Genomic DNA, 12392 nt, shown 5'->3' on the forward strand with positions numbered 1-12392 from the left:
CGGCCAACTGCGGGAAGGGGTCCGACAGGTACCGTCGCCCATCGGCTCGCTGTCCTGTGACCGGTTGCCGGTGGTCGGGCTGCAACATGTCCGGCGCCGGTGGTTCGGGCCCTGATGGGCTGGGACGGACGGTGCTCTCCCCGTGAGCTTTATAGGCCGGGGATGCGAGGTGACAGGCCCGCGTGCCTGCGGACCGGGTGGGACCGGCTCGTGTGACGCTCCAAAACAATAAACCCTTTCGCGTCGCAACGCGGCACGCGGGACCCCTATTTCCTTGTAATGCACTCTGGGGCGGGCCTTTTGCGTGCGCCGCTCCTGCTCATTTATGTTTCACTCATACTTGTCGGCTTGAAAATTCCGTGCGATGCTTCGCGATGATTCACAGCTAAAGAGGCGCGGCACGGCCGCGTAGGGGGACTACCAATGAAACTGAAATCACTTCTCACGGCCATGGCCGGACTGATCGCTTGTGCCACGCCGGCTTTTGCTGCGCCTGTCACCTGGAACCTGTCAGCGACCTATAATACAGGTACCACGGCCTCCGGCACTTACGTTTTTGATGCTGACCTGAGGTCTTTTACGAACATCAATATTCAGATCAGCGACGGCACGGCTTTTACGGACATCAATAGGTTCCTACTGGGCAATGCGTCGCGCCTCATTTTTCTGACCGGTGGCCCGGTCGTCGAGGGTGAGACGCGAGAGGCCATCTTCAGCCTGGAGGAGATGATGACCAATGCTGGCGGCACGATCTCCATGGTCGCTTACCCGGCCGGCTTCTCGCTTCTCGGTCGCTGCTCTGAGGTATGCAACGGTATCAACGGCCCGTATGAATTCGTGACTGAGGGGTTCGTGTCGACCAGCCCGATCGTCACTGATCCCGTGCCGGTCCCTGCCGCAGCATTGCTGTTTGTGCCCGCGCTGGGCGGTCTCGTCGCGGCCCGTCGCAAGCTGAAGTCGTAAGGCGACCCGCCAACTCTGGCATTCTTGATGTGCGTCCGCGAAGGCTTGCCCTTGCGGGCGCACATTGGTATTGGCCGCCACCGAATTTTTCCGACAATGAAAGGCCAGTCCCATGGCACTCGAACGCACGTTCTCCATCATCAAACCTGACGCGACGCGTCGCAACATCACCGGCAAGGTGATCTCCAAGCTCGAAGACGGTGGCCTGCGCGTCGTCGCCTCCAAGCGTATCCACATGAGCCGTGAGCAGGCGGAGGGCTTCTACGCCGTCCATAAAGAGCGCCCGTTCTTCGGCGAACTGGTCGACTTCATGATGTCCGGCCCTGTGGTCGTTCAGGTTCTCGAAGGTGAGAATGCCGTGGCCCGCAACCGTGAGATCATGGGCGCGACCAACCCGGCCGAGGCCGCTGCCGGTACCATCCGCGCGGACTATGCTGAATCAATCGGTGAAAACTCCGTGCACGGTTCAGATGCGCCAGAGACGGCTGCCGAAGAAATCAAGTTCTTCTTCTCCGACGACGAAATCGTTGGCTAAGTCACGCTTCCGTGATTTGAGGATTGAAGGCCCGTCGCACCTCGCGGCGGGCTTTTTTATCAGTCTTCAGTGACTGAAGCGTCGGTTCCGAATTTCATTTCAACAGCGGACGTAAACAGATCTGTTGCGCGCCCACATTCATCGAAAGAAAAATGGTTCGAGCCGCAGTAATAAAACTTGTCCTTCAAGTCGAAGGTCGGGCTTACATAAGAAATCTGTTTAAAATCATTGGAACCGCTATCTGAAATATGTAGAGTTCCATCTCTTTTTACATGAAATCTAAATCTGCGAAATTCGCCCGGATCAATAGTCTTTTCTTTGATCTGTTGGGTATCGATTGACGCATATATGGTCGCCGGATCATCTGTGATGTTGTAAACGGATAGAGTATAGAGGCCGCGTTTGTAGTTTAGGAAAGAATACGCTGCCACGAGTATCAGGAAAATATAGAGAATAATTTTCATTTTTTCACTCTCTTTCTGCGATAACAAAAGTCGAAAATAGATACCGATGACGTTGTCGTCCGGAGACTTGTTCTCGCACGGCGAATCTTCGCTGGCAGCCCTTGAGTGGTTTACCCGGCGGCCGGGTGCGCAATTCCGTAAAGGGCGATGCCCGCGGCTGTGGCGACGTTCAGGCTTTCGACGCCCGCCGCCATGGGGATGCGCAGATGGCTCTCGCAGGTCTCTGACACCAGCTGGCGCAGGCCCGCGCCTTCCGCTCCCATGACCAATGCCACCGGCCGGTCAGTGCGAAAATCGGGCAGGTCGGTGGCTGCTTCCCCGGCCATGCCGACCGTGTGAAATCCCATCTCTTTCAGTGCATCAATGCTGCGAGCGATGTTCACCACACGGATAAAGGGCAGGGTCTCCACCGTCCCCACCGCCGCCTTGGCGAGTGCCCCGGACAGGGGCGGGGTCCGCCGGTCCATGGCGATGATGGCCTGCGCGCCAAACGCGGCCCCAATGCGGAACAGGGCGCCGATATTCTGCGGGTCCGTGATCTGGTCAAGGATCAGCACCGGCCCGGGTTTTGCCGCATCACAGATATCCTCAAGCCGCAGATCGGGGAGAGGATTGACCTTGATGGCAATGCCCTGATGCACTGCGCCGGGGTGCAGTTCCCGGTCGATGACATCCGGCTTGGTTGGCTCGATAGGGATCTCCCGGCCGTTTTCCGCCAGCCAGTCGAGGGCATTCTTGGTCGCCATCAGCTTGTGCTGGTGGCGTTTTGGATTGTTCAGCGCGGCCAGAACGGCATGTCTGCCGTAAAGCCAGTGGGGCGCGTTCGGGTCGGGTTTGCGGTCGTTCTTGAAGGGAGGAGCCATGGCGGCTCTCTAGTCGCAAAACAGGCGCTGTCAAAGCGCCTCGAAACACGGCACGATCATATCTTCATCGCATGGGCCAGCAGGAAATCGGGGCGACGGACATGACGGACGATCACTATCGGGTGCAGTGCGATTGCGGGTTGGTGACCGCGGTGGTCGGCGATTTGCGGCCCGCGACCTGCAACCACGTCAAATGTTATTGCAAGGACTGCCAGGCCTTCGCCCATTTCCTTGGCCGCAACACCGATGTGCTGGACGAGCAGGGCGGCACCGACATTGCCCAGATCTCGGCGGGCCGGCTGACCTTTCGCGCCGGGACGGACAAAGTTGCTGGCATGCGCATGTCAGAGAGCGGCCTGATGCGTTGGTATGCCAGCTGTTGCCGCACGCCCATTGCGAATACCGCCGCATCGGCCAAGCTCCCCTTCATCGGGCTCATCGCGCCGTTCATGACCAATGGGGAGGATGAGGGGCGGGTCGACGCGGCGCTTGGCCCGTTCCGCGGCTACGGCTTCGTCCATGGGGCCAAGGGGGACAGGGCTGTTCCCGGACGCAAGCATGAAGGGTTCCTGGCCATCGCCCTGCAGCTGGCGCGAATCATGATCCCGGCCTTGTTGACGGGCGCGGCGCGAAAGCACCCGTTCTTTGACGCCGACTCGGGCGCGCCCATCAGCGAACCGACGGTTTTGAGCGAGGCCGAGCGGGTCGCCCTGCGGGAAAAGGTCGACGCTGACCGGCTCTAGCCGATCCTGCCAGGGTACGTTCACGATGAGGGGTAATTTTGCGCGAAAAAATGGCTGAGGGCGGTTGCAGTCCGCCAAGGGCCCGCCTATACGGCTCGCTCGCCTCAACGGCATGTGGAGGGGTGGGTGAGTGGTTAATACCACCAGACTGTAAATCTGGCGCCTCGGCTACGCTGGTTCGAATCCAGCCCCCTCCACCATTCTCTGTATCATCTGCTTCCACGTCTGACGGGGTTTCTTTCGCCGACAGAATGAAATTACGCGCTCGTTCCGGCAATATTGTGCTCACAGTTCATAAACGCTGCGCATATAGTCATTTCTGGGTAAAGTTGGTACGAGTTCGGCATTATGAAAGCTAGACATCACCCTCGGCAGGCGGATCGGCTAGCCACATTGCATAGCTACGGCATTCTCGACACCCCGAGAGAGTCGGATTTCGATGACATTGTGGCGCTGGCCTCCGAGATATGCGGCACACCCATTTCTGTTATCAACTTTATCGATGCCGAGCGCCAATGGTTCAAGGCTGAGGTTGGCCTGAACGCACGCGAAACGCCTCTTGAAACGTCAATCTGTTCGCATGTCATCCTGGAACAGGATTTCACGATGATTGAAGACACACAGATGGACCCGCGTACGCTGGACAATAATCTGTGTACGCCTGTCAACGGTCTTCGATTTTATGCGGGGGCGCTCCTGACCGCTGACAATGGGTTGCCGATCGGCACCTTATGTGTGCTTGATACCGTTCCGAAGCGCCTCACCGACTCTCAGATCAAATCCCTCAAGGTTCTGGCAAGACGGGTGATGAGGGAGCTCGATTTCAGGCGTGTTCTCGCAGCGCAGCAGGTCCTGAGAGATGAAATTGACCATCGCGTGAAGAACAGTCTTGCCTCGGTGTCCAGTGCTATCAGCCTGTACAAGCGCGAGGCGCTCGCGACGGGCGATCCTGCCACCGCGTTCGATAACGTCAAACGTCATCTCGATGCAATATCGTCTGTGCACAAAGCGTTGTATTCGACGGGTGAGGGAAAGACGCTCGATTTGCGAGCCTATTTCACTGATCTTGTGACAAAGTTACAGGCAACATTGCCCAGCAACGTGTCCATAGAGGCGCACGCGGACTCCTGCTCGATCCCGGCCGATCTTGCCAATACCATTGGGTTGATTGCGAACGAATTCGCGGCCAACACGGTCAAGCATGGAATGGGAAACGCGCTTGAGGCCAAGCTGTCCTACAACATCACAATTGACGGCAGCACGCTCAACCTGGCCTTCAGCAACAACGTACCGGAAGCGCAGCATTCGGACAGCACGCCGGCGGGTATTGGCTATCGTTTGATGACGGCCTCGGTGTGGAAGTTGGGCGGCACGGTCTCGCAGGCGCCATTCGGTGACGGTTTTCGTCTGCAGGCCAGTCTGCCGGTTATTGCGGTGGCACCGCCTGTCGACGTGACAGAATATTCAGCGCACACCTAACGCGGCGCGCAACGCGATGATGGCGTTGGCTAAAGCGGCTTCGTTCTCAACGACCGACTCCCGTGTTGAAATCAGTGTCCGCTGGGCGTCCAGCACGTCGATGAAGCTGGCCAGCCCCTCGCGGTAAAGCGCGTCCAATTGTTCGTATGCGGACTGGCTTCTTTGCTCGGCAACCATGAGACGCTCGCGCCGGTCGTGCAGGGCGTTGATCTGGACGAGGGCGCTTTCCACGTCCTGCAGCGCAAAGAGAAGCGCGGCCTCATAATTCGCAAGCGCCCCAGCGGCCACCGCGCGCTGTTCGTCGACATTGGCCCGGCGACGACCGCCGGAAAACAGCGGGATATCGAGGAGGGCGGCAAGGCTCTCCACCGTCTCTTCTGCAGCGCGTCCAATATCCGCCAGGCCCACCGCGCCGGACAGTGAAAGTTGCGGCCAGAGTTCCGCTTCGGCCACACCGATCTGTGCCAATTCCCGCACCAAACTCAACTCTGCGGCGCGAACATCGGGGCGCTGACGCAACAGGTCTGCCGGTGCCCCTACATCAAGTTCGCCGCTATAGGCGGGAATGATATCATCCGTAGGCGTGCCATAATCCTCGCCGCCGGGAGCCTCGCCAGTCAGAACGGACAGGGTGATGGCCGCGTTCTGCCGATTGGCGTCCAGAAGCCCGCGCTGGGCCTGTCCCCGGGCAAGGTCCGCTGCCGCCCGATCCACGTCCAGCGCCGCGGACAGCCCGCTGTCAAACCGCGCCTGAACGATTTCCAGCGTGCGGCGCTGCAGTGACAGTGAGTTGTCGAGCAGGGCCAGCCGGGCACCGGCACGACGAAGTTCGATATACTGGCTGGCCACCGCGGCGGCCACCAGGCGGCGCTCGTCCGCTTCCAGGGCGCGGCGTGTATCAAGATCCGCCGACGCGGCAGTCAGGGCGCGGCGCAAGCCGCCGAAAAGATCGATCTCATAGGAAAGGTTCAGCGCCGCATCGATGGATGACTCTCCATCACCCTCGCTGGCGGTTGACCGACCATCAATCAGGGGCAGGAACCGCCCCCGGGCTGCACGCTGTCTCGCGGCGGCGGCGTCAACGGCCGCTTGCGCAGCGACGATATCGAGATTGCGCTCAAGGGCTGCCTCGACCAGTGCGGTGAGCTTTTCATCCTGAAACCCGGTCCACCAAACGTCTGCCGCGACGCCGTTATCCTGATCGAGCGTCAGGTCAGTATGGTAGCGATCAGGCGCGGCAAGGTCCGGCGCCTTTGGCGTTGGTCCTACCGCGCAGGCGGACAAAGCGACCAGTGCCACGGCGATGCCGGATGATGTACGTGCCGTCATCATTCCGCCGGCTGCTCCTGGGCGCCGCGCAACTCGTCGTCCAGCGCGTCAGCGTCACTGCTGCGCACGCCGCCGAACCGGGCAATGGCCAGATAGATGATGGGGGTCAGAAACAGGGTGAAGAGGGCAGCGAGCGACAGGCCGCCAAAGACCACCCAGCCGATAGAGGCGCGGGCTTCTGCACCAGCACCGCTCGAAATGATAAGCGGGATGGCACCGAAGGCAGTGGAGATGACTGTCATCAGAATAGGGCGAGCGCGGATGGTTGCTGCTTCCAGAACGGCATCGCGGACGCTCCGGCCATCGCTGCGCAACTGGTCGGCAAACTCGACGAGGAGGATCCCGTTCTTGGCCATCAGACCGATGAGCAGGATCATCCCGATCTGCGAGAAGATGTTCAAGGATACGCCCGTCAGCGCCAGGGCATAGACAGCGGCCGCCAGACCAAAGGGTACGCTCAGCATGATGACGACCGGACTGGTCAGGCTTTCAAACTGGGCCACGAGGACGAGGAAGACGATGACGAGAGCGAAGCCATAGGTGATCAGAAGGTCGCGGGAGCTTTCTTCAAGCGTGGCGGCTTCACCGCGAAGGAGCATTGAAATGCCGTCGGGCAGGGTTTCTTCCGCCAGGCGATTGATCTCTTCGACCCCCTCGGACAGGGGGGTGCCGGGGGCGAGGTCCATGTTGACCTCAATGGCGCGCCGTTGCGCCACGCGGTCCAGTTCCGCTGCGACGCCTTCCTCCACAATGGTTGTGAGGCTCGAGACGGGAACAAGCGAGCCGCCCCGTGAGCGGACATAGAGGTTCTGAAGGTCTGAGGGGCTTTCAATCGCGCTTGTTTCTGATTCCAGAATGATCGGAATCGACTGGTCGCGGACGTTCAGGTCGACGAGATCTTCTCCGCCCACCATGGTGCGCAAAGTCAGTGCGAGTTCGTCCAGTGAGACATCGAGGTCGGTCGCCCGACGTCTGTCGATCTGGATCGATAATTGGGGTTGGGTCGGCTGGTAGGAAATCTCAGCGTTCGACAGAATGTCCGATCGCGTATCGATGGCCTCGCTAAGGGCGAGACTGGCCTCGTAGATAGCGGTATAGTCCGCGCCAGTCAGGGCCACTTCAAGGCCGCTACGGCCACCGCCACCGCTCAGGCTGCCGCGTCCGAACACCGAAATGCGGGACCCGGGGATCGTGTTCATCTGCGGCTGCAGCTCGCTGATGATGTCCTGCTGACTGCGGTCGCGCTCACCCCATGGCGCAAGGTTTGCGGTGATGCCGATCCGGTTGGGGTCATATCGTCCGACGACGGTATAAACGGAGACGATCTCACCACTGTCCCGGTAGGGCTGAAGAATAGCTTCGATCTGATCAGCCTGCCGTTCCATATAGGACAGGCCGACGCCGTCGGGACCCGTTGCGAAGACTTCAATCCGCGCTCTGTCTTCCGACGGCACCAGCTCCTTGGCGACAACGAAGTAGAGGGCGAGTGCGCCTAATGCCGCGGCGATGCAGATGCCGGCAGCCACCAGGCCGTGGTTGAGGCAGCTTTTCAGCGTGTTGGTGTAGAGCGTGCTCAGCCTGTTGCCCACCCGTTCCAGACGCGTGGACGCTGCACTGGTTTTCTCGCGCGAGACAAACGTGAAGCGGGCCGCCAGCGCAGGACCGAGCGACAGCGCCACAAACGAGGAGATGATGACTGAGAAGGCGAGAACGAAACCGAATTCCCGGAACAGCCGTCCCGTGGTGGATGGCAGGAATGAGATCGGTACAAAGACCGCTACAAGGACGGCAGTCGTCGCGACAACAGCGAAGAAGACCTGCTGCGCGCCGAGCGCCGCGGCAGCCCGTGCACCCAGACCCTGGCTCTGGCGCCGCTGGATGTTTTCGACCACAACAATGGCATCATCGACGACAAGACCCGTCGCCAGCACCAGCCCAAGGAGCGTGATGAGGTTGAGGGAAAATCCCAGTATCCAGATGCCGGCGGCGGTCCCGATCAGCGCCACCGGGATGGCCACGGCCGGGATAAGCGTCGCGCGGACCGATCCCAGAAAAACCCAGATCGTCAGGACGACAATGCCGACGGTGAACAGGAGACTGGTCAGCACTTCCTGTACAGAGGTTCGGATGAAAACGGCGTCGTCCGATTGCACCTGGATATCGACGTCCGCGAGGCGACGATCAAGCTGTTCGACCTTGCGGGCCACGGCGTTCGATATCTGGATGGTGTTGGACTGCGCCTGCCGCACGATGCCGAGGCCGATGACCGGCTCGCCATTGAGGCGAAGAAGGTTTGTGGCATCGGCGGGGCCCATAACCGCCTCGGCGATATCCCCGATCTTGGTCGTGCCGTTGATATTGACGTTCTTGATGAGTTCGGGCGTCGCGGCTGTGGCTTCAGCCCGAACGATCAACTCCTGATCATCGGAGCGAAAGGACCCAACGGGGACATCAAATGGCGCCTCGCGAAGGGCATCCGCCACATCGGAAATTGTCAGTCCAAAGCGCGACAGGCGCAGGGGATCGATCACCACACGCATCTGACGTTGCCGGGTGCCAAATTCCTGAACGGCCGCAACGCCATTGATGGAGAGTATCTCGGGCGCGATATCCGTGTCGATGACCCGGGTAAGTTCTTCGAGTGACAGGCTGTCAGAGACGATGGCCAGCGTCACGACCGGGTTGGCATCATCATCCGCCTTGGTGACGGAGATGTCCTCGACACGGTCGGGTAGCTGCCGGCTGACCCGGCTGACCGCCTCGCGAACATCGGACGATGCACTGTTGAGATCCGTACCCGGCTCAAATTCGATACGGATCCGGCCGGAATTTTCTTCGCTGGATGACTGGATTTCGCGGACACCTGACACTCTGGCGACCGCCCCTTCCAGCACGCTGGTCACCTCGGCGTCGATTGTCTCCGGCGCACCGCCGGGCAGGGAAGCGCGTACCGATACGATCGGGCGATCAACGTCGGGGAGCTCGCGGATCTCAATGCCGAACAGCGCGGCCAGCCCTGCGATCACGATGAGAAGGTTGAGGACACCAATAAGAAGAGGGCGTTTGACCGCCAGGGCGGGCAGGCCACTCGGCGCGTCCGGCGGTGGCTGCTTCTCCGCCGACGTCATTGACCGCCCGCGCCGATGCTCGCCGGCCCTGCGCCGACCGTGTTCTCGCCGCGAGGGGCAGGCCCATTGCGGCGAGCATCAACGGCCGATCCTTCACGGACCTTCTGCACGCCCTCGGCAACGATCAGGTCGCCCTGCTGCAGGTCGGCCCGTACCAGCACCTCGCCCTTGACGCGGGACACGATCGTCACCGGCGTACGCACCGCCGTGCCGTCCCTGACGGCCCAGAGATAGGCGCCATCGCCGCCCCACACGATCGCAGCTTCGGGCACAACGGGGTAACGCTCGCCGGGGAGGTTGATGGCCACGCTGAAGCTCATGCCGGGACGAAGGCGGTCTTCGCCATTGTCGATCTGCGCTCTGACCGTGAAGCCGCGTGTTTCTGCAACGATGCTGGGGTCAATCCCGACGATTTCCGCCTGATAGCTCTGGGTGGGCGCAGAGAAGGGCGACATGGCAAGGGTATCGCCCGGGTTGATCTTGCCGAAGGCTTCTTCCGGAACGGAGAAGTCGACGTAAAGAACAGACCGGTCGTTCAATTCTGTGATAAGGGTGTCCGGTGAAACCCGCGCGCCAGGGTCAAGTGTGGTGAGGCCCACATACCCGCCAAAAGGCGCCGCGACCTGGCGTTCGGCCAGCACCACGCGCGCAAGGTCGAGGTCAATCCTCGCCCCGTCCAGCGCTGTGCGTGCCTCGTCAATCTGGCTGTCTGAAATGGCGCCTTCCACGTCGATCCGCTGATACCGGTCGAGCAGCTGTTGGGCATCGCGTACGGCAATTTCCGCGCGTCGAACGGCCAGCTCCTCCTGATCCTTCTCGAGCTCGATCAGCACATCGCCCTCATCGACCCAGTCTCCGGTCTTGAAGTTGACGGCGTCGACAATCCCACCATCTTCGGGGAAGATGCGGGCATAATGCATGGCACGAGCTGTCCCGACCGCCTCGATGCGCTGATTATCAGCTTTCAGGGTGACCGGCATCGCAATGACAGGGGTTGCAGGCGCCTCCGCTGGCTCGCCGCCGGACGATGTCTCGCTCCCGCAAGCCACAAGGCTGAGCAGCGCTGCGCAGGACAGCGCGCACCGGACGCGGAGGAGGAGGCGGGCGGAGTGCTTCATGATCTGGTGATTTAGCGCCACAACGTTGAAACGGTATGAGCGCAGGCGCGAGAATTCGTCGCAGGGCATTTCTTCTATCGGCGCATCGCCATCGCCGTGTAGACCGCGGCTTGACGTCATTTTGCGCCCATTTGGCCTTTCAACCCGCCGGGGTTGCTGCTATCAGCGCCCCTCAAGCGGGTATAGCACAATGGTAGTGCAGCAGCCTTCCAAGCTGAATACGCGGGTTCGATTCCCGCTACCCGCTCCAGCCCTCCCTTCCCAAACAGCCCCAGAAAGTCTATAAAACCCTTGGAAATCCGAGGGATTTGTGCCCTCGATCGTCCGAGAATGTCCCTATTCTTCCCGCTGCATCCGGGGCCCTTGGGGGCCACATCGCGGGGCCAGGGCATTTCGGGCAATTGGACTGGCCCCCACGTGGGGGCCACGAGCTGGGAAAGGACCGAGGGCCATGCCGCTGACAGATGTTGCAATCCGGAATGCCAAACCGCGCGAAAAGCCTTATAAGGTAGGCGACACTCTGGGCCTGTTCCTGCTGGTGCAGCCCTCGGGCGGAAAGCTGTGGCGGGTCAAATACCGCATCGACGGCAAGGAGAAGAAGCTGGCGATCGGCATCTACCCTCAGGTCGGTCTCGCGGAGGCGCGGCGCAGGCGTGATGCCGCCCGCGAGTTGGTAGCCGCTGGCAAGGATCCCGGCCGCGAGAAGCAGCGCGAGAAGGTGCGTTCGCGCATTCAGGCCGAGACAACTTTTGACGCTATTGCCGCTGAGTTCTGCCAGAAGCGGCGGCGCGATGGCCAGAAGGCCTGGGCTGTCAGCACGGCCACACGCAGCGAATACCTGCTGTCGCTGCTCAAGGGATCGATCGGCAAGCTTCCCATCACCGATATAGAACCTGCCGACGTGTTGATTGCCGTCCGCAAGATCGAGCGCAAAGGCCAGCTGGAAAGCGCCCGCCGCACCCTGCAGCTTGCCGGCGCGGTGTTCCGCTATGCGGTCGCTACCGCCCGCCTCGCTTCGGACCCCACGCGCGACCTGCGCGGCGCGCTGACCGCGCCCACCGTCACCCACTACGGCGCGATTATTGACCCCGCGCGTGTGGGCGCGCTGCTGCGCGCCATCGACGGCTATGAAGGCCAGCCGATCACCAAGCTGGCGATGCAATTGGCCCCGCATGTTTTCGTCCGCCCCGGCGAGCTGCGCCATGCCGAATGGAGCGAATTCGATTTCGAAGGGGCGCTGTGGACCATAGCGGCGGGCAAGACCAAGATGCGCAAGGATCACCTCGTCCCGCTCTCACGCCAGTCGATTGCGATCCTGGAAGACCTCCATGCCCTGACCGGTCCCGACGGCTATGTTTTCCCTTCGATCCGCTCCCGCAAGCGCCCGATGAGCGACAACACGATCAACGCAGGCCTGCGCCGCCTCGGCTACTCAACAGATGAAATGACCGCCCATGGCTTTAGGGCCATGGCCTCTACCCTGTTGAACGAAAGCGGCAAGTGGCACCCCGACGCGATCGAGCGCGCCCTGGCCCATGGCGACAGCGACAGAATCCGCGCCGCCTATCATCGCGGAGCCCACTGGAAGGAGCGCGTAGCCATGGCGCAATGGTGGAGTGACCACCTCGACCAGCTTCGCAAGGGCGCGGAGGTTGTGCCGATCAAGGCGGGGAAGCGGTGATCGGTCTGAAGAAACCGCAACTCGTCTATGATCCGCAAACGATCGAAGAATTGTGGTGATATCTGATAACTTTATCGCGGAGTGACTTG

10 protein-coding genes and 2 tRNA genes are annotated in these 12392 nt (G+C 61.0%); 7 read left to right on the plus strand and 5 right to left on the minus strand.

Features of this window, described 5'->3' with window-relative positions; translation table 11 throughout:
* Positions 1–423 precede the first annotated feature (423 nt).
* Both RUI03_RS05210 and ndk read left to right on the plus strand, forming a co-directional pair.
* Entirely contained in the window at positions 424–963 is a 540-nt protein-coding gene (locus tag RUI03_RS05210; RefSeq protein ID WP_317289231.1) for a VPLPA-CTERM sorting domain-containing protein, read from the plus strand.
* A gap of 112 nt (positions 964–1075) precedes the next feature.
* Positions 1076–1498 carry a nucleoside-diphosphate kinase gene (gene ndk / locus RUI03_RS05215; RefSeq protein WP_317289232.1) on the plus strand — a complete coding sequence of 141 codons (423 nt, stop codon included), beginning with the start codon at positions 1076–1078 and terminating at the stop codon, positions 1496–1498.
* A 59-nt stretch (positions 1499–1557) separates the two neighbouring features.
* Here ndk and RUI03_RS05220 read toward each other — a convergent pair whose 3' ends face one another.
* Both RUI03_RS05220 and rlmB read right to left on the minus strand, forming a co-directional pair.
* Positions 1558–1962 (minus strand): hypothetical protein, encoded by a 405-nt coding sequence (locus RUI03_RS05220; RefSeq protein ID WP_317289233.1) that lies wholly within the window; start codon positions 1960–1962, stop codon positions 1558–1560.
* 110 nt (positions 1963–2072) lie between these two features.
* Entirely contained in the window at positions 2073–2825 is a 753-nt protein-coding gene (gene rlmB / locus RUI03_RS05225) for a 23S rRNA (guanosine(2251)-2'-O)-methyltransferase RlmB (protein ID WP_317289234.1), read from the minus strand.
* A gap of 101 nt (positions 2826–2926) precedes the next feature.
* On the opposite strand from rlmB, the gene RUI03_RS05230 reads away from it, so the two are divergent.
* The 3 genes from RUI03_RS05230 (at position 2927) to RUI03_RS05240 (ending at position 5047) form a co-directional block, all read left to right on the plus strand.
* Positions 2927–3568 carry a DUF6151 family protein gene (locus RUI03_RS05230; RefSeq protein WP_317289235.1) on the plus strand — a complete coding sequence of 214 codons (642 nt, stop codon included), beginning with the start codon at positions 2927–2929 and terminating at the stop codon, positions 3566–3568.
* Between the two features lie 116 nt (positions 3569–3684).
* Positions 3685–3768, plus strand: a tRNA-Tyr gene (locus RUI03_RS05235).
* A gap of 148 nt (positions 3769–3916) precedes the next feature.
* The gene (locus RUI03_RS05240) at positions 3917–5047 is read left to right on the plus strand and encodes a histidine kinase dimerization/phosphoacceptor domain -containing protein (RefSeq protein WP_317289236.1); all 1131 of its coding nucleotides are present in this window, start codon (positions 3917–3919) and stop codon (positions 5045–5047) included.
* On the opposite strand, the gene RUI03_RS05245 is transcribed toward RUI03_RS05240, so the two are convergent.
* The 3 genes from RUI03_RS05245 to RUI03_RS05255 are packed head-to-tail and all read right to left on the minus strand — an operon-like array spanning position 5033 to position 10742.
* On the minus strand, positions 5033–6379 hold the full coding sequence (locus tag RUI03_RS05245; RefSeq protein ID WP_317289237.1) for an efflux transporter outer membrane subunit: 1347 nt from the start codon (positions 6377–6379) through the stop codon (positions 5033–5035). The two genes, RUI03_RS05240 and RUI03_RS05245, sit on opposite strands and share 15 nt — an antisense overlap.
* Complete coding sequence (locus RUI03_RS05250; RefSeq protein ID WP_317289238.1) at positions 6376–9504, minus strand: efflux RND transporter permease subunit; 3129 nt, start codon at positions 9502–9504, stop codon at positions 6376–6378. Before RUI03_RS05250 ends, RUI03_RS05245 begins: the two co-directional genes overlap by 4 nt.
* Complete coding sequence (locus RUI03_RS05255) at positions 9501–10742, minus strand: efflux RND transporter periplasmic adaptor subunit (RefSeq protein WP_317289239.1); 1242 nt, start codon at positions 10740–10742, stop codon at positions 9501–9503. The genes RUI03_RS05250 and RUI03_RS05255 overlap by 4 nt, the downstream gene beginning before the upstream one ends.
* Before the next feature lie 56 nt (positions 10743–10798).
* Here RUI03_RS05255 and RUI03_RS05260 point away from each other — a divergent pair.
* A tRNA-Gly gene (locus tag RUI03_RS05260) sits at positions 10799–10872 on the plus strand.
* 201 nt (positions 10873–11073) lie between these two features.
* A complete protein-coding gene (locus RUI03_RS05265) occupies positions 11074–12303 on the plus strand; it encodes a tyrosine-type recombinase/integrase (protein ID WP_317289240.1) in 1230 nt (409 codons plus the stop codon).
* Positions 12304–12392: the final 89 nt, after the last annotated feature.

Origin of the sequence: Parvularcula sp. LCG005, from assembly GCF_032930845.1 — a bacterium.
In the GTDB taxonomy this organism is placed as follows: domain Bacteria; phylum Pseudomonadota; class Alphaproteobacteria; order Caulobacterales; family Parvularculaceae; genus Parvularcula.

Coding starts and splice junctions, on each gene's coding strand:
- RUI03_RS05220 (WP_317289233.1), bottom strand. CDS start 1,962: ATGAAAATTATTCTCTATATTTTCCTGATACTCGTGGCAGCGTATTCT.
- RUI03_RS05230 (WP_317289235.1), top strand. CDS start 2,927: ATGACGGACGATCACTATCGGGTGCAGTGCGATTGCGGGTTGGTGACC.
- RUI03_RS05265 (WP_317289240.1), top strand. CDS start 11,074: ATGCCGCTGACAGATGTTGCAATCCGGAATGCCAAACCGCGCGAAAAG.
- RUI03_RS05250 (WP_317289238.1), bottom strand. CDS start 9,504: ATGACGTCGGCGGAGAAGCAGCCACCGCCGGACGCGCCGAGTGGCCTG.
- RUI03_RS05245 (WP_317289237.1), bottom strand. CDS start 6,379: ATGATGACGGCACGTACATCATCCGGCATCGCCGTGGCACTGGTCGCT.
- RUI03_RS05240 (WP_317289236.1), top strand. CDS start 3,917: ATGAAAGCTAGACATCACCCTCGGCAGGCGGATCGGCTAGCCACATTG.
- RUI03_RS05210 (WP_317289231.1), top strand. CDS start 424: ATGAAACTGAAATCACTTCTCACGGCCATGGCCGGACTGATCGCTTGT.
- RUI03_RS05255 (WP_317289239.1), bottom strand. CDS start 10,742: ATGACGTCAAGCCGCGGTCTACACGGCGATGGCGATGCGCCGATAGAA.
- ndk (WP_317289232.1), top strand. CDS start 1,076: ATGGCACTCGAACGCACGTTCTCCATCATCAAACCTGACGCGACGCGT.
- rlmB (WP_317289234.1), bottom strand. CDS start 2,825: ATGGCTCCTCCCTTCAAGAACGACCGCAAACCCGACCCGAACGCGCCC.